General features: G+C 55.8%; 17 protein-coding genes. 2 read left to right on the top strand and 15 right to left on the bottom strand.

Annotation, left to right across the window (positions count from 1 at the left end; genetic code table 11):
- Window positions 1-50 precede the first annotated feature (50 nt).
- Window positions 51-1,796, bottom strand: a complete 1,746-nt coding sequence (gene ggt / locus APU02_RS21295) for a gamma-glutamyltransferase (protein ID WP_060571161.1) — start codon at window positions 1,794-1,796, stop codon at window positions 51-53.
- Window positions 1,797-1,917: 121 nt separating this feature from the next.
- Between ggt and APU02_RS21290 the strand changes: the two genes are divergently transcribed.
- The gene (locus APU02_RS21290) at window positions 1,918-2,283 is read left to right on the top strand and encodes a DUF2756 family protein (protein ID WP_060571160.1); all 366 of its coding nucleotides are present in this window, start codon (window positions 1,918-1,920) and stop codon (window positions 2,281-2,283) included.
- On the opposite strand, the gene ugpQ is transcribed toward APU02_RS21290, so the two are convergent.
- The 12 genes from ugpQ to livK form a co-directional block, all read right to left on the bottom strand.
- Window positions 2,267-3,013, bottom strand: a complete 747-nt coding sequence (gene ugpQ / locus APU02_RS21285) for a glycerophosphodiester phosphodiesterase (RefSeq protein WP_060571159.1) — start codon at window positions 3,011-3,013, stop codon at window positions 2,267-2,269. The genes APU02_RS21290 and ugpQ overlap by 17 nt on opposite strands.
- On the bottom strand, window positions 3,010-4,080 hold the full coding sequence (locus APU02_RS21280; RefSeq protein ID WP_042286493.1) for a sn-glycerol-3-phosphate import ATP-binding protein UgpC: 1,071 nt from the start codon (window positions 4,078-4,080) through the stop codon (window positions 3,010-3,012). Before APU02_RS21280 ends, ugpQ begins: the two co-directional genes overlap by 4 nt.
- A gap of 1 nt (window position 4,081) precedes the next feature.
- On the bottom strand, window positions 4,082-4,927 hold the full coding sequence (gene ugpE, locus APU02_RS21275) for a sn-glycerol-3-phosphate ABC transporter permease UgpE (RefSeq protein ID WP_060571158.1): 846 nt from the start codon (window positions 4,925-4,927) through the stop codon (window positions 4,082-4,084).
- Window positions 4,924-5,811, bottom strand: coding sequence for a sn-glycerol-3-phosphate ABC transporter permease UgpA (gene ugpA, locus APU02_RS21270; RefSeq protein ID WP_042286499.1), 888 nt, complete (start codon window positions 5,809-5,811; stop codon window positions 4,924-4,926). The genes ugpE and ugpA overlap by 4 nt, the downstream gene beginning before the upstream one ends.
- Before the next feature lie 98 nt (window positions 5,812-5,909).
- Window positions 5,910-7,226: a sn-glycerol-3-phosphate ABC transporter substrate-binding protein UgpB gene (gene ugpB, locus APU02_RS21265; protein WP_060571157.1), complete on the bottom strand. Its 1,317-nt coding sequence runs from the start codon at window positions 7,224-7,226 to the stop codon at window positions 5,910-5,912.
- Window positions 7,227-7,469: 243 nt separating this feature from the next.
- Window positions 7,470-7,838 carry a type II toxin-antitoxin system death-on-curing family toxin gene (locus tag APU02_RS21260; protein WP_060571156.1) on the bottom strand — a complete coding sequence of 123 codons (369 nt, stop codon included), beginning with the start codon at window positions 7,836-7,838 and terminating at the stop codon, window positions 7,470-7,472.
- The gene (locus tag APU02_RS21255; RefSeq protein ID WP_060571155.1) at window positions 7,835-8,056 is read right to left on the bottom strand and encodes a type II toxin-antitoxin system Phd/YefM family antitoxin; all 222 of its coding nucleotides are present in this window, start codon (window positions 8,054-8,056) and stop codon (window positions 7,835-7,837) included. The genes APU02_RS21260 and APU02_RS21255 overlap by 4 nt, the downstream gene beginning before the upstream one ends.
- Window positions 8,057-8,199: 143 nt before the next feature.
- Window positions 8,200-8,913, bottom strand: coding sequence for a high-affinity branched-chain amino acid ABC transporter ATP-binding protein LivF (gene livF, locus APU02_RS21250; RefSeq protein ID WP_042286504.1), 714 nt, complete (start codon window positions 8,911-8,913; stop codon window positions 8,200-8,202).
- 1 nt (window position 8,914) lies between these two features.
- Window positions 8,915-9,682 (bottom strand): high-affinity branched-chain amino acid ABC transporter ATP-binding protein LivG, encoded by a 768-nt coding sequence (gene livG, locus APU02_RS21245; protein ID WP_042286506.1) that lies wholly within the window; start codon window positions 9,680-9,682, stop codon window positions 8,915-8,917.
- The gene (gene livM, locus APU02_RS21240; RefSeq protein WP_060571154.1) at window positions 9,679-10,956 is read right to left on the bottom strand and encodes a branched chain amino acid ABC transporter permease LivM; all 1,278 of its coding nucleotides are present in this window, start codon (window positions 10,954-10,956) and stop codon (window positions 9,679-9,681) included. The genes livG and livM overlap by 4 nt, the downstream gene beginning before the upstream one ends.
- On the bottom strand, window positions 10,953-11,879 hold the full coding sequence (livH, locus tag APU02_RS21235; RefSeq protein ID WP_042286511.1) for a high-affinity branched-chain amino acid ABC transporter permease LivH: 927 nt from the start codon (window positions 11,877-11,879) through the stop codon (window positions 10,953-10,955). The genes livM and livH overlap by 4 nt, the downstream gene beginning before the upstream one ends.
- A 61-nt stretch (window positions 11,880-11,940) precedes the next feature.
- Window positions 11,941-13,050 (bottom strand): high-affinity branched-chain amino acid ABC transporter substrate-binding protein LivK, encoded by a 1,110-nt coding sequence (gene livK, locus APU02_RS21230; protein WP_060571153.1) that lies wholly within the window; start codon window positions 13,048-13,050, stop codon window positions 11,941-11,943.
- A gap of 424 nt (window positions 13,051-13,474) precedes the next feature.
- Here livK and panM point away from each other — a divergent pair, with 424 nt between their 5' ends.
- Complete coding sequence (gene panM, locus APU02_RS21225) at window positions 13,475-13,858, top strand: aspartate 1-decarboxylase autocleavage activator PanM (RefSeq protein WP_060571208.1); 384 nt, start codon at window positions 13,475-13,477, stop codon at window positions 13,856-13,858.
- 134 nt (window positions 13,859-13,992) lie between these two features.
- Here the strand turns inward: panM and livJ are convergent, their stop codons facing one another.
- Window positions 13,993-15,096, bottom strand: a complete 1,104-nt coding sequence (gene livJ / locus APU02_RS21220) for a branched chain amino acid ABC transporter substrate-binding protein LivJ (RefSeq protein WP_120714933.1) — start codon at window positions 15,094-15,096, stop codon at window positions 13,993-13,995.
- A gap of 252 nt (window positions 15,097-15,348) precedes the next feature.
- The gene (locus tag APU02_RS21215) at window positions 15,349-16,593 is read right to left on the bottom strand and encodes an aromatic amino acid transport family protein (protein ID WP_042286519.1); all 1,245 of its coding nucleotides are present in this window, start codon (window positions 16,591-16,593) and stop codon (window positions 15,349-15,351) included.
- Between the last annotated feature and the right edge of the window lie 37 nt (window positions 16,594-16,630).

Here is a 16,630-nt window from a genome sequence, read left to right as displayed (position 1 = left end):
TAAGACTGAAACGCAGGCCGGGTAAGGCGAAGCCGCCACCCGGCAACACGTTAATACCCCGCCGTTAAATCATCCACCGAACGTGGGTCGGAAGCCCCATACAGCTCGCCATCAGGCCCAACCATGATGCTCTGGGTGCTGCCCATCGCCTCTTTCAGCACGACTTTTTGTCCTTTTTGCTCCAGCAGCTTCAACGTATCCGGGCTAAAGCCTTTCTCCACGCGCAGCTCATCTGGTAGCCACTGGTGATGGAAGCGCGGCGCGTTGGTTGCCTCTGCAACGTTCATCCCAAAATCAATGCTGTTGACCACCATCTGCAACACCGTGGTGATAATACGGCTGCCGCCCGGGCTGCCCGTCACCAGCCAGGTTTTCCCGTCCTTCACCACGATGGTTGGCGACATCGACGACAACGGGCGCTTCTTCGGCCCGACGGCGTTGGCATCGCCGCCCACCAGTCCGTAGACGTTTGGCACGCCCGGTTTCGCTGAGAAGTCATCCATTTCGTTGTTCATCAGAATGCCGGTATTGCCCGCCACGATGCCGGTACCGAAGGTGGTATTCAGGGTATAGGTCACCGCCACTGCGTTGCCGTCTTTATCCACCACCGAGAAATGCGTGGTCTGATTGCTTTCATAAGGCGCGAGTTTGCCGGGGCGAATTTCGCTGGACGGTTTCGCTTTGTTGATATCGATCTTGTCGGCGATCGTTTTGGCATAGGCTTTGTTGGTCAGCGCCTGCCACGGCACTTTCACGAAGTCCGGGTCACCCAGATACTCCGAACGATCGGCATAAGCGTATTTTTCCGCTTCCGCCATAATTTGCATGGCGTCTGCGCTGCCAAAGCCATATTTTTTCATATCGACGTTTTCCAGGATGTTGAGGATTTGGACGATATGAATCCCGCCGGATGAAGGCGGCGGCATGGAGAAGACCTGATACCCGCGATAATCACCGCTAATCGGCGTACGCTCCACCGCTTTGTAGTTGGCTAAATCCTCTTTGGTGATAAGCCCGCCGTTCTTCTGCATCTCCTGGGCAATTTGATCGGCAATGGCGCCTTTATAGAACGCATCCGGACCGCTTTCGGCGATCATCTCCAGGCTTTTCGCCAGATTCTTCTGAACCAGCGTGTCGCCTTTCTTCAGCGGCTCGCCGTCCTTCCAGAAAATCGCTTTGCTGTTTTCATGATGGGGAATGACTTCACTGCCGTACGTTTTCAGATCCTCCGCCAGCGCGTCGTTAACCACAAAGCCGTCCTGCGCCAATGAAATAGCCGGACGCACCACTTTGTTCAGCGGCATCGTGCCGTATTTTTCCAGCGCCAGTGAAAACCCCGCCACGGTGCCTGGCGTCCCGGACGCGAGATGCGAAGTCAGCGATTTTTTACTGTCGGGATTCCCCTGATCGTCGAGGAACATGTCGCGGGTGGCGTTAGCGGGCGCCATTTCGCGAAAATCGATGGCGGTGGTTGTGCCCTCTTTCGTGCGCAGCAGCATAAAGCCGCCGCCGCCCAGGTTCCCCGCCTGCGGATGGGTCACCGCCAGCGCGTAGCCTACGGCGACAGCTGCATCGACGGCATTACCGCCCTGCCTGAGGATATCCACCCCCACCTTTGTCGCCATCGCATCCACCGAGGCCACCATGCCCTGCTTTGCGCGAACGGGATGGAATACATCCTCTTCCACGCCGTACGAGACCGGAGGCGGCGCTGGCGGCGCGGCTACCACACTAAAACAACTTCCTGAGAGCAGAGCAGCAATGGCTACCCGGCGCAAAAACGTCGGTTTCATCATCGTTATTCTCCAGAATTGAACGGGCAACGCCCCACTAAGCCTGGTGCATAACTCTGAAATAACCATCGTTTCGCCGGGAAAGGCGTAAACTTAAGAGATACCTCACACAGGAGGAATGACGATGAAACGACTCTTCATTTTGACAACGCTACTGCCGTTTGCCTGTTTCGCACAGCCGATCAATACCATGAACAACCCGAACCAACCGGGTTATCAGATCCCCAGCCAGCAGCGGATGCAGACGCAAATGCAGTCGCAGCAGATCCAGCAGAAAGGGATGCTGAACCAACAGCTCAAAACCCAGACTCAACAACAACAGCAGCATCTGCAAACGCAGATAAACAGCAATCAGCAACGGATCCAGCAGGGCCAAATGCGTGAACAGCCGCTCCCCAACAGCGGCGGGATGCTAAGCGGCGGCCAGAGCAGCAGTCAGAAGATGCTGCCCCAGCGGCAGAACGGCGATATGCTTAACCAGCAGAATTAACGTCCGGACCGATGATATCAATGGCATCCGTACAGATGCAGTCCACGCCCCAGCGCAGCAACTCAGCGGCGCGCTGGGGTTTATTGACGGTGTACACCAGGATGCGCAGCCCGGCGTCTTTTAGACTGCTCACGCGCGCTTCATCAAGCAATTTATGATTGAGATGGATCGACACGCAGCCTAAGCGGGTGGTTAACTCGCGCCAGTCCTGGCGCCATTCGTCCAGCAACAGTCCGCGGGGCAGTTCCGGTGCCGCAACCTGCGCAGCCTCCAGCGCATCAATGTCAAACGATGAAAGCAATGGCGCGGTCATCCCCGCCCACAGCTCACGTGCGGCAAGGGCAATCACTTTTCCCGTCAGCGCCCCGGTGCCGGTGGTCGGTTTGATTTCGATATTGGCCATCATACCGTGTTGACGACAGCGGTCCGCCACATCCGCCAGCAGCGGCAGCGGTTCGCCTTTAAACTCCCCGCTGAACCAACTTCCCGCATCGACACGCAATAAATCCTGCCAGTTCAGCTCACCCGCCACGCCCCAGCCGTTGCTGGTTCGCTCGAGATTATCGTCGTGCAGCAGAAAGATTTCGCCGTCTTTTGACAGCTTAGCGTCGAACTCAATCATGGTGTGTCCGAAACGGGCGCCCACGTCGATTGCTGCGAGGGTGTTTTCCGGTGCCAGTTTACCGCCGCCACGGTGGGCGACGATGCGGGGATACGGCCAGTTACTCATACACGTTGTCCTGTTTCACCGTCAAAAAGATGCAAATGATTTCCCGGTAGATGCAGCCACAGCGTGCTGCCTGCTTTCGGGCGTTGCTGATGGGTAAGACGCACCACCAGCTTTTGCTCGCCCCAGCGTCCGTGGGCCAGATTGTCAGCCCCCAGCATCTCGAGGGTGTCCATCACCAGCGGCACGCCGCCTTCCGTCTGCGAGCTTAGCGCAATATGCTCCGGACGAATACCCAGCGTCATCTTACGCCCGGCGTAACCACGGTAGTCTCCCCCAATCGGCAACGCCATGCCACTTTCCAGCTCAATATGCGTGCCCGATCTGGTGATGCGCCCGTCCAGCAGGTTCATTGCCGGACTGCCGATAAAGCTCGCCACAAAGCGGCTGGCGGGTTTTTCATACACCTCTACCGGCGTGCCAATCTGTTCGGCGATGCCTTTGTTCATCACCATCACCCGCTGGGCAAGCGTCATCGCCTCAACCTGATCGTGGGTCACATACAGGGATGTCGTGTTCAGGCGACGATGCAGATGTTGCAGCTCGAGGCGCATCTGCACGCGCAGTTTGGCGTCGAGGTTGGAGAGCGGCTCATCAAACAGAAACACCGCCGGATCGCGCACGATGGCACGCCCCATCGCCACGCGCTGGCGCTGGCCGCCGGAGAGTTCGCGCGGGCGGCGCTTAAGCAGGCCATCCAGTTCCAGAATGCGCGCCGCCTCTTTCACGCGAGCCTCAATATGGCCTTTGCCCATCCCGCGAATTTTCAGCCCCCAGGCCATGTTCTCCTCCACGCTCATGTGCGGATAGAGAGCGTAGTTCTGGAACACCATCGCGATACCGCGATCTTTGGGCTCCATCTCGGTGACGCGCTGGCGGTCGATCCAGATATCGCCAGAGGTAACGCGTTCAAGCCCCGCCACCATGCGCAGCAGCGTCGATTTTCCGCAGCCGGACGGCCCGACCATCACGATAAACTCCCCGTCCGCCACGTCGAGCGTGAGCGGCTGAATGACCTGGGTTTTGCCATCCCAGCTTTTGGTTACTGCCTGTAATTTTAAACCTGCCATCTTATTTCTCACTGTCCACTAAACCACGCACAAACGCACGCTGCATGGCTAAAACGATAACGACCGGGGGGATAAGGGTGAGCAGCATCGCCGCCATCACCTGATTCCAGAGGGTGGAGCCTTCGCCGGTGGCGATCATGCCTTTAATACCCGCCACGGTAGTGCCAAGATTAATGTCGGTGATAATCAGCAGCGGCCACAGGTACTGGTTCCAGCCGTAGATAAAGGTGATGACAAACAGCGCCGCGAGGTTGGTTTTCGACAGCGGCAACACGATGTCGCGGAAAAAACGCATCGGCGACGCGCCGTCGATACGCGCGGCTTCAATTAATTCGTCCGGCAGGGTCATAAAGAACTGGCGGAACAGGAAAGTGGCCGTCGCCGAGGCCATCAGCGGCAACGTCAGACCTGCGTAACTGTCGAGCATCTTCAGGTTGGCGATTACCTCTACCGTGGGAAAGATACGTACCTCCACCGGCAGCATCAGGGTGATAAAAATCATCCAGAAGAACAGGTTACGCAGCGGAAAGCGGAACCAGACAATGGCGAAGGCCGAAAGCATCGACACGGTGATTTTGCCCACCGTAATACCGAATGCCATGATGAAGCTGTTGAGCATCATCAGCCAGAACGGCGCGCTGTTGGCGCCCACGCCGTTGACCCAGATATTTTTCATGTTTTCAATCAGGTGTGATCCTGGGATCAGCGTCATCGGCGTGTCGAATACCGCCCGGTTATCCAGCGTCGCCGCGACAAACGCCACGTACAGTGGAAACAGGATGACGGCAATCCCCAGAACCAGCATGGTATGGCTGAAAATCGTCAGCCCGCGACGGTTCTCAATCATTGATAACGCACCTTACTTTCCACATAGCGAAACTGCACCACCGTGAGGATGATGACGAGGAACATCAGCACCACCGACTGCGCGGCGGAAGCTGACAGATCCAGCCCGGCGAAACCTTCGCGGTAAATTTTATAAATTAGCGTGGTGGTCGCCTGCACAGGCCCACCGGCGGTGGCGGCGTCGATCACCGGGAAGGTGTCGAAGAAGGCGTACACCAGGTTAACCACCAGCAGAAAGAAGCTCACCGGGGCAATCAGCGGCAACGACAGCCTGAAGAAGCGGCGCACCGGCCCCGCGCCGTCAATGGCGGCGGCTTCCACCAGCGAACGGGGAATCGACTGCAGCGCGGCGAAGAAGAACAGGAAGTTGTAACTAATTTGCTTCCAGACCGACGCAAACACCACCAGGAACATGGCCTGACCGCTATTCTGGGCGTGGTTCCAGTCATAACCGAATTCGGCCAAAAAATGCGTAATCAGCCCGCGCCCCGGGTTAAAGAGGAAGATCCACAGCACGGCGGCGACGGCGGGGGCGACGGCGTAAGGTAGCAGCATCAGCGTCTGGTACAGGCGACTGCCGCGCACCACGTAGTCGACCAGCGCGGCGAAAAACAGCGAGGCCAAAAGGCCGCTGACGGTCACCAGCGCGCTGAATTTCACCGTCGTCCAGAAGGAATCGAGGTAGTAGCGGTCATGGAACAGTGCGACGAAGTTATCCAGCCCGACAAACTGGCTGGACAGCCCAAACGGATCGACGCTTTGCAGCGAGTACCACAGCGCCTCGCCCGCAGGCCAGATAAAGAAAATAAGGGTAATTGCCAGCTGCGGCGCGACCAGAAGATAAGGCAGCCAGCGCGAGCGGAATACCGGACGAGAAGATGACATGAAAATTGGCTTTCCTGAACAGCGCCGGGCGGCGGCTTCGGCTTACCCGGCTTACACTCTTGTCGGCCCGGTAAGCTGAAGCCACCGGGCAAGTCACATTACGATTTGGTCGACTGCTCGAAGCGGCGTAGCAGTTGATTTCCGCGCTCTACCGCAGAATCCAGTGCCTGTTGCGGGGTTTTCTTGCCGGTCCATACGCTTTCCAGCTCTTCGTCCACAATGGTACGGATTTGCGGCATATTGCCCAGACGCAGGCCTTTGGTGAACGGTAACGGCGGTTTGTTCAGCATCTGACGCGTAGCGATATCCGCGCCCGGATTTTTGTCATAAAAACCCTGTTCGCGGGTCAGATCGTAGGCAGCTTTGGTGATCGGCAGATAGCCGGTTTTCTGATGCCATTCAGCAGCGTTTTCCGGTTTCGCCAGGAAGTCGAGGAACGTCGCCACGCCTTTGTAGGTCTCTTTGTCTTTCCCCTGCATCACCCACAGGCTCGCCCCGCCGATAATGGCGTTCTGCGGCGCGCCTTTTACGTCGGCATCGTACGGCATCATGCCCACGCCGTAGTTAAATTTGGCGTAGTGACGAATGTCTGCCAGCGAACCAGAGGAAGCGGTGGTAATGGCGCAGTCACCGTTGTAGAACTTCTCGGTGGATTCGTCTTTACGTCCGAAGTAGCTGAAATCGCCCTTCTTATTGAGTTCCTGCAACAGGGTGATGTGTTTCACCTGCTCCGGCTTGTTAAATTCCAGCACCGCGTCAGTACCGTCAAAGCCGTTGTTTTTGGTCGCCACCGGCAGACCATGCCAGGCGCTGAAGTTTTCGATCTGGATCCAGCCCTGCCAGCCGCTGGCGTAGCCGCACTTCATCCCTGCCGCTTTCAGCTTCGCGGTGTAGTCGGCCAGATCCTGCCAGGTTTTTGGTGGTTGTTCGGGGTCTAACCCGGCTTTTTTGAAGGCGTCTTTGTTGTAATACAACACCGGAGTGGAGCTGTTAAACGGCTGAGACAACAGGTGACCGGTTTTGGAATCGGTGTAGTAACCAGAGACGGTCGGCACGAACTGTGACTCATCAAAATGAATACCCGCGTCTTTGAACACCTCATAAACGGGCTTGATAGCCTTCGACGCCATCATCGTCGCCGTGCCTACTTCGTACACCTGAAGCAACGCCGGCGCGTTGCCGGTACGGAAGGCGGCGATGCCCGCGCTCAGACTCTGTTCGTAGTTGCCTTTGTACACCGGCACAATTTTGTAATCTGGATTGGCGGCATTAAAACGTTGCGCCAGAGAATCCACCTCTTTCCCCAGCTCGCCTTCCATAGAATGCCAGAACGGAATGGTGGTCACGGCCATAGCATTTCCCACGAATGCCAGGCTTAACGCCACGCCTAACGCTGTATGTCGTAACGATGTCATTCGGTTATCTCTCTTGTTGTGCCGGATGCGCGATATCACGCGTTTTTTGTTCGCGAGTTAACATGCCATGCGCGAATGACAGAAAAATAACCGTTTATTTACAAAAAGATGACAGCCAGGCGTCAATGGGATGATGGAAATATGAAAAGTGTTATGAATAAAAACCGGGGGGCGGCTTCGCCTTACCCTGCCTGGGGAGCACGGTGTTGTCAGCCCGGATGCTGCACGCATACGGGCTATATGTTAACAACGGAGACGCTGAACAATCTGTTCAAGCGACAAACGGCCTGCTGCCGCCTCCACCGTCATCGCCACAAAATCTGGATTAGCCTTCAACGATATGCCGTTACGTTTGAGAAACAGTAGCGTAATAAAGAGCGCCGTACGCTTATTACCATCATTGAAGATATGACCGCGTGAGATTGCCAACAAATGCATTGCCGCAAGGATCCAGATATCGGTTACGCCTTCGTACTCATATTTATTCAACACCCGGTACAGAAGGGCTTCCGCCCGACCGGGATCCGCCATTCCCGCCACGCCGGGTGTGATGCTCAGCAGTTTGTCATGAAACAAAACGATCTCTTCCGCTGAGATAAATTGCAGAGTCATTTATCAGCCAGTTCCCTTATTTCACTGCCGTGAATCCCCATGATGGCATCAAATTCGGCATCCAGCTTCGCTGCCTGATAGCGCTCAAATTCTTCAGCGCTGATGATAACCGCGGGCTTATGCCCCCGACGCGTGATAGTTACTGGCGTTCCGGTCGCTGCGGAATCCAGCGCTGAGGCCAGATTCTGCCGTGCTTCGCTATAATTCATCGTACGCATAATCCCCCCTTTTAAGTACAAAATAATTGTACAACTAAAACGTACAAGAAACAAAAAGGCCGGGGGGCGGCTTCGCCTTACCCGACCTGGGGAGCACGGTGTTGTCTGCCCGGATGCTGCACGCATACGGGCACGACAGGCGGTTACCCGCCGAGGTAAGCGCTGCGCACCGCCTCATTCGCCAACAGGGCGTCGCCCGTATCGGAGAGCACGACGTGACCGTTTTCCAACACGTATCCACGGTCAGCGAGCTTTAGCGCCTGGTTGGCGTTCTGTTCGACGAGGAAGATGGTCATTCCCTGCTCGCGCAGTTGCTCGATGGTGTCGAAAATCTGCTGGATGATAATAGGCGCAAGTCCCAGCGACGGTTCGTCCAGCAGCAGCAGGCGCGGCTGGCTCATCAGCGCGCGACCAATCGCCAGCATTTGCTGCTCGCCGCCAGACATGGTTCCCGCTCGCTGAATACGGCGTTCGTGCAGACGCGGAAACAGTTCATAGACCCATTTGATGCGCTCCTGGAATTGGTCGCGCTCGGCAAAAAAACCGCCCATCGCCAGGTTCTCTTCTACCGTCATACGGGAAAAAACGCGGCGCCCTTCCGGGACAATCGCCACCGCTTCACGCATGATTTTGGCGGTTTGCCAGTCGGTAATGTCTTTGTCATCAAAAACAATCCGACCGCTGGTTGCGCGCGGGTCGCCGCACAGCGTACCGAGCAGCGTGGTTTTCCCTGCGCCGTTAGCGCCAATCAGAGTCACGATCTCCCCCTGATTGATATGCAAGCTCACCTCATGCAGCGCCTGGATTTTTCCGTAGTGGGCACTGACTTTGTCAAAGGACAACATGACTTTTTCCATCTTAGGCCTCACCAAGGTATGCGCGGATCACGTCCGGGTTATTACGAATCTGCTCCGGCGTCCCGTTCGCCAGCGGCGTGCCCTGATTCACCACGTAAATCCGGTCAGAAATCCCCATCACCAACTTCATATCGTGCTCAATCAGCAAGATGGTGGTGTTGTGATGATTGCGCAGCTCAGCGATCAGTTCGTCCAGCTCTTTCGTCTCTTTCGGGTTCAACCCCGCAGCCGGTTCGTCGAGCATCAGAATGTCCGGTTGGGTCACCATGCAACGCGCGATTTCCAGACGACGCTGATCGCCGTAAGCCAGGTTGCTGGCCTGTCGGTTGGCGTGCTCTAACAAACCGATACGCTCAAGCCAGGTGGCGGCGCGGTCCAGCGCTTCACTCTGGGCCCGGCGAAACGAGGGTGTCTTCAGCAGACCGGAAAACACGCCGGTTTTCAGCTGTTGGTGCTGCGCCACCAGCAGATTCTCGATCACCGTCATTTCACGAAACAGACGTACGTGCTGGAAAGTGCGAACTACGCCCATACGGGCAATCTGCTGGCCCGGCAGCCCTTCAAGGTGCTGATCGCGCAGCATGATCGTACCGCCGGTCGGTTTGTAAAACCCGGTCAGGCAGTTAAAGACCGTGGTTTTCCCGGCGCCGTTCGGCCCAATCAGCGAAACAATCTCCTGGGGATGCAGTTCCAGATCAACGTTGTTGACCGCCAAGAGGCCACCGAAGCGCATCATCAGGCCGTTAACCGATAATAATGGCTGACTCATGCCTGCTCTCCTTTCGCTTCCCCGTTTTTCAGCTTCAACTGTGGACGGGTCATCGGCAGCAAGCCCTGCGGACGCCAGATCATCATCAGCACCATCAAACCACCCAGCATCAACATGCTGTATTCATTGAAATCACGCATCAGCTCGCGCGAAACCACCAACAATACCGCCGCAAGGATCACCGCAAACTGCGAGCCCATCCCCCCCAATACCACAATTGCCAGCACAAACGCCGATTCGGCAAAAGTGAATGATTCCGGGCTGACAAAGCCCTGGCGCGCGGCGAAAAGCGTCCCGGCGAAACCGGCGAACGCGGCGCTGATGGTAAATGCGGTCAGTTTAATACGCGTCGGGCTCAGACCCAGCGAGCGGCAGGCGATCTCATCTTCACGCAAAGCTTCCCACGCGCGACCCAGCGGCATACGCAGCAGACGATTGATAACAAACAGGCTCAGCACCACCAGCAGTAACGCCACCAGATACAGGAAGATAACGCGATCGGACGGGTCATACTTCACACCGAAGAAATTGCTGAAGGTATCCCAGCCGCCTTCACGGGCGCTACGGCTGAACTCGAGACCAAACAGCGTCGGTTTCGGGATCTGGCTGATGCCGTTCGGCCCGCCGGTCACTTCGGTATTATTGAGTAACAGGATGCGGACGATTTCGCCAAACCCTAAGGTCACAATCGCCAGATAGTCGCCGCGCAGGCGCAGCACCGGAAAGCCGAGCAGGAAGCCGGCGGCAGCGGCCACCAGCCCCGCCAGCGGCAGGCAGGTCCAGAAACCGAGGCCGTAATAGTGGTTCAGCAACGCAAAGGTGTAAGCGCCAATTGCGTAGAAACCGCCGTAGCCCAGCACCAAAAGCCCGGACAATCCCACCACCACGTTCAGTCCCAGACCGAGGATGATGTAAATCATCGTCAGGGTGGCGATATCCACCGTACCGCGCGACACCATAAACGGCCACGCGACGGCCACCACCAACAGCGCAATCAGAAACAGCTTCTGTTTAACCGTTGAGCCATCAATGGCCGGCAGAATGAACTTAGGCCCGGAAATGCTTTTCAGCCCTTTCTGGAACGCCGGACGCAGAAGCTGGAAGAAAAAAACCACTGCGGTGCCAATAAACACCCACTGCCAGCGGATGTCGGCAGCGATATCCACCACCAGCTTCGTGCCGTCAAGCTCCAGCTGAACGCCCATAAAGACGCCAGCCAGCACAAAGAACATGGCGGCAGAGAGCAGCGCCATTGCAAAATGCATCGGTTTCATACTTTCTCTACCTCCGGACGACCCAGAATACCGGTCGGCATCACCAGCAGCACCAGAATCAGCAGCGCGAACGACACCACGTCTTTATATTCCGTACTGAGATAAGCAGAAGAAAGCGCTTCGGCGACGCCGAGAATCAGGCCGCCAATCATCGCCCCCGGAATACTGCCGATCCCGCCAAGCACTGCGGCGGTGAAGGCTTTCATCCCGGCCATAAAACCGATGTAGGGGTTGATCACCCCGTAGAACTGACCGAGCAGAACACCCGCCACCGCCGCCATCGCCGCGCCGATCACGAAGGTCAGCGCAATCACGCGGTCGGTGTTGATCCCCAGCAGGCTGGCCATTTTCAGATCTTCGGCGCAGGCGCGGCAGGCACGTCCCATGCGGGAATAACGGATGAAAAGGGTCAATGCCAGCATGGCGAGGAAGGTGACGATCCAGATCACCAGTTGCATGGTGGTAATGCTGGCCGAAAAGTGTTCGCTGGCCCCCACAATCCACTGGCCGTTAAACAGGCTTGGCAGCGCGACATCACGCGAGCCCTGGGTCAGGCTGACGTAGTTTTGCAGAAAGATGGACATCCCAATCGCGGAAATCAGCGCAATCAGGCGCTTGGAGTTGCGCACCGGCCGGTAGGCCACCCGCTCAATACTCCAGCCGTAGGCGCTGGCGATGACGATCGCCCCGACAAACCCGGCCGCCACCAGCAGCCAACTGGTATCAATACCCATCATCATTAGCGCGGCGATGATCATGAATGAGACATAGCTGCCGATCATGTAAACCTCGCCGTGGGCGAAGTTGATCATGCCAATAATGCCGTACACCATGGTGTAACCAATAGCGATCAGCGCGTAGGTACTTCCCAGCGTGACGCCGTTAAACATCTGCTGCAGAAAATAGAGGAACTGCTCGGACATAAGGTAACCTTTCTCAACCCGCCCGTTTTGCGCGGGCGGTGGGATAACTTGTCTTCAGGAATTACTTCGCGGCGGTAGACGAACCGTCGGCGTGCCACTGAAAGACACCAAATTCAAATCCCTTCAGATCGCCTTTTTCATCCCATTTCAGCGGCCCAATCACGGTGTCAGCACCGTTCGCTTTTAAATCTTTCACCAGATCCAGCGGCGCTTTGCTGCCGGAACGGTCCATTGCGGTTGCCAGCGACTGCACCGCCGCATAGGTGATCCACACATAAGGACCGCTTGGATCTTTTTTGTCTGCTTTCAACGCATCGACAATCGCTTTGTTGGCTGGATCCTGGTCATAACGTTTCGGCATCGTCACCAGCATGCCTTCTGCGGCATCACCGGCGATGTTCGACAGCGACGCATTACCGACCCCTTCCGGCCCCATAAACTGGGTTTTCAGGCCAACCGAACGCGCCTGTCGCAGCATTTGTCCCATTTCCGGGTAGTACCCGCCGTAATAAACAAAGTCGATGTTCTCTTTTTGCAGACGGGCAAGCAGCGCGGAGAAATCTTTTTCACCGGCGGTAATACCGTCGAAGAAGACAATATTGGCGTTCGCCGCTTTCAGGCCGTCTTGTACGGAGCGCGCCAGCCCTTCACCGTACTGCTGTTTGTCGTGAATGATGGCGATGCGCTGCGGCTTCACCTTCTCCAGAATGTATTTTGCCGCGGTCGGCCCTTGAGAGGAGTCCAGCCCGGCGGTACGCATGATGTGCGCATAACCGCGCTGGGTCAGTTCCGGATTCGTCGCCCCCGGGGAGATCATCAGGATGCCTTCATCCTCGTAAATATCCGATGCAGGTTGGGTAGAAGAAGAACACAGATGGCCAATCACGTACTGAATGCCGTCATTGACAATTTTGTTGGCGACCGCAACGGCCTGTTTCGGATCGCAGGCGTCGTCGTACTCTACGCCCACCAGTTTGTCGCCCTTGATACCGCCTTTGGCGTTGATGTCTTTAATGGCCTGACGCGCGCCGTTAAATTCCATATCGCCCCACTGGGCGACCGGCCCGGACATCGCGCCCACAACGGCAACCTTGATCTCATCTGCCATTGCCGTCTGCGACATCGCTAATGCAATGACGCCTGCGATAACTGTTTTCGCATTCCGTTTCATACTGAATCCCCATTCGTGACGAAGTGTACTTATTTTTTATTTGTATGCGTAAAAAGAAGACTGTGTTTTTTTTGTACTACACTGTTTTTTACCAGTCTGATTAATGGTTTAGCGCAGTGTTTTTGACAAAAATAGAGTAAAACCCCTATTTTTCAGTCTATTAAGAACAAATAATATTCTGCTTTTCATCATAGATAAACAAAAAAAAGCGCGTATGTCAGCATAAAATAACGGGACAAAGAGCCGAATAAATCACTACCTTCCAGGGGAATATCCTGCCTGTTTTTCATTCTCTGACGTTTCGCGCTAAGGTTGCGACTGACAAAAAACTAATCACCTGCCAAATGAATTAAAAAAGTGAAAGCATCCAGCTAAAAATTTTCGGTACACTGACGCTCTCTTTTGTGATTTGGACATGCTGTCGATGAAGCTGACCATCATTCGAATAGAACACTTTAGCGATCAGGATCTGATAGATCTGGGCAAAATCTGGCCGGAATATTCCGCCGCCTCGTTAAGCGTAGATGAAACGCACCGGATTTACGCCGCGCGTTTCAATGAGCGTCTGCTGGGCGCGGTACGCGTGACGCTAAGCGGAGCGCAGGGCGCGCTGGATTCACTGCGGGTGCGTGAGATCACGCGTCGTCGCGGCGTAGGGCAGTATCTTGTGGAAGAGGTCATACGCGATAACCCTAACGTCTCCTCCTGGTGGATGGCTGACGTCGGCGTGGAAGACCGCGGCGTGATGGCGGCGTTTATGCAGGCGTCGGGTTTTACCGCGCAGCAGGATGGCTGGGAGAAACGTTAAAAAGCCGGGTGGCGTCGCCATACCCGGCCTGCATATCGCTGTTCACTAAGGCCGGTTAAGCGTAAGCGTCATCCGGCATTGAGGTTTTCGGCGTTTTCCCGGACGTTCCATACTGTAGAAAAACGACGGGAAAATTATTTGGCGTCGGTCGCCGTACCGTTAGCGTGCCAGTTAAAGACCCCGAACTCGAAACCCTTCAGATCGCCCTTCTCATCCCATGACAGCGGCCCCATAACGGTTTCGACGGTATTCCCTTTCAGGTATTTCGCGATTTCCGCCGGATCATCGGACTGGTTCAGGCCCGCCTGCAGAGACTGCAACGCGGCGTAGGTGGTCCACACAAACGCGCCGCTTGGATCCTGTTTCTTCGCTTTGATCGCGTCCACGATGGGTTTGTTCGCCGGAACCTGATCGTAGTTCTTCGGCTTGGTCACCAGCAGACCTTCCGCAGACTCACCGGCGATGTTAGACAGCGAGACGTTCGCCACCCCTTCCGGCCCCATAAACTGGGTTTTCAGACCGGCGGCACGCGCCTGGCGTAGGATCTGGCCCATTTCCGGGTGATAGCCCCCGTAATACACAAAATCGATATTCTCTTTCTTCAGACGCGCCACCAGCGTGGAGAAGTCTTTCTCTCCGGCGGTAATGCCGTCAAAGAACACCACGTTCGCGTTGCCTTTTTTCAGGCCATCCTGCACCGCGCGCGCCAGCCCTTCACCGTACTGCTGTTTGTCGTGGACGATGGCGATGCGCTGCGGCTTCACTTTTTCCAGAATGTATTTCGCGGCGGTCGGTCCCTGATCGGAATCCAGACCGGTGGTGCGCAGCACCAACTGATAGCCACGCGCGGTCAGCTCCGGCGCGGTGGCAGCCGGGGTGATCATCAGGATGCCTTCATCTTCGTAGATATCAGACGCGGGTTGAGTCGATGAGGAGCACAGGTGACCGATGACATATTTAATGCCGTCATTGATAACCTTGTTCGCCACCGCGACAGCCTGTTTCGGGTCACAGGCGTCGTCATACTTTACCGCAACCAGCTTATTTCCCTTGATGCCGCCCTTGGCATTGATATCGGCGATGGCCTGCTCCGCACCGGTAAATTCCTGGTCGCCGTACTGCGCGACCGGACCTGACATCGCGCCGACAACGGCGACTTTGATATCTTCCGCCAGCGCCGGGCTGCTCATCATTAAGGCAATACATCCTGCCAGTAACGTTTTACCCTTCATATTCATCCTGAAGCTCCCCATTATTGTGGTTTTTGCATTTGTTATGATGTTGTTTGTCAGCGCATTATTCTGTTATATGAAATAAGAAAAGCATATGATAGCTATCTCAAGGGCTGCCTTTCGCGCTTTTGCAGCACACTATGCTAAACATACCGTTATTTACTGGCGTTTGAAAAGACTAAATTGCGGCGAATGTAACAAATGAGTGACAAAAAAAACCGCGTCCTTCCGGAAGACGCGGGGGAGTAAAATACCGGATCACCAGCCAGCCGGAAGGTAACCCAGCGCAGAAGCAATGGCATACACGGCGCTGCACAGGTAAAGCAATACGATGAATCCCTGAATAACAGGATGAGTAATCCATGCCGGGCAGGTCCAGCCAGGCGTTACATCGCCGCGCTGACGCGCGCCTTTCAACATGAGAATGGGCATAATCGACAGAATCACGCCGCTGAACACCCCGGCGAAATAGAGCGCATTTACAAACGACACCATACCGCTGTAGGCAAGGATAAACGGCGGCACGGCCACCACCACCAGCACCAGAAAGCGCTTCAACGGCTGCGCATCATCGCCCAGGCGAAACTGATCGAAAATATTGGTCAGAAAGCTGCCGCCCAGCCCCCAGTACGAAGTCAACATGGCGCACAGCGCAAACAGGTTCGCCGAGAAGAAAGCCCACTCTCCCAACGCGCGTCCCCATGAGATGGTCGCCACATCGGTAATGTTATCGAGGCCGTTTAACATGATGACCGACATCGGCACCAGCGCCAGCAGGCTGAAAGTAATCGCCATTCCGACCATAATCGCTTTTGGCAGTTTTTCCGGCTTATCGACAAAGCCGCGCGCCATTTCCGGCACGATGTACTGCGCGGAGAAGCAAAATGCTACCACGTTAAACACCGGCACCATGTACAGCCAGTTGCCGTCCAGCAGATAGCGTACCTGGGTAGTTTCTTTCAGCATCGTGGCGACGATCAGCACAGCGATCATGACGACCATCCCGATGCTGATAAATTTCTCCCCGCGACCAATTGCCTTCAGGCCAAGATAAAGCACGCCGGCCGCCGGAATAAAAAACAGCGCGCTGCCGAGCGCGGGCGAAATCCCTAATAACGAGTGCAACAGTTTGCCGCTACCGGTCATGTAGGCAATGAGCGCGCCGACGCTGTTGACGCAGACGGACATAAACATCATCAGCGCCCCAAACCGTCCGACGTAACGGTGCGACAAACCGCTGAGCTGTAGATGCTTGCGGGTGCGAAGGGTGGATTCTGCAACGTACAACATGGTGATGGTGGTCAGGCTGCCAACCAGCACCAGCCAGAACAACAGCGGCAGGAAACCCGCTTTGCTGGAGGCGTAAGCGATGGATAATACCCCTGCGCCGATGTTGGTGCCGACGATCATCGACACGCCCTCAACAAAGCTCAACGATTTAGCGGGTACAGCGGTACGCTCCCGACGCGTCAGCGCCGGAGAAAAGGTGGAGTTTTCAGACATAATATTTAATGAGATGGTCACTCCCTCCTTCCCGGTA

The sequence above is a fragment of the Citrobacter sp. 50677481 genome (genome assembly GCF_001463265.1).
Taxonomy (GTDB): Bacteria; Pseudomonadota; Gammaproteobacteria; order Enterobacterales; family Enterobacteriaceae; genus Citrobacter_A; species Citrobacter_A sedlakii.
The sequence above is the reverse complement of the archived record's forward strand: the minus strand, read 5'-3'. Positions and strand labels throughout refer to the sequence as shown.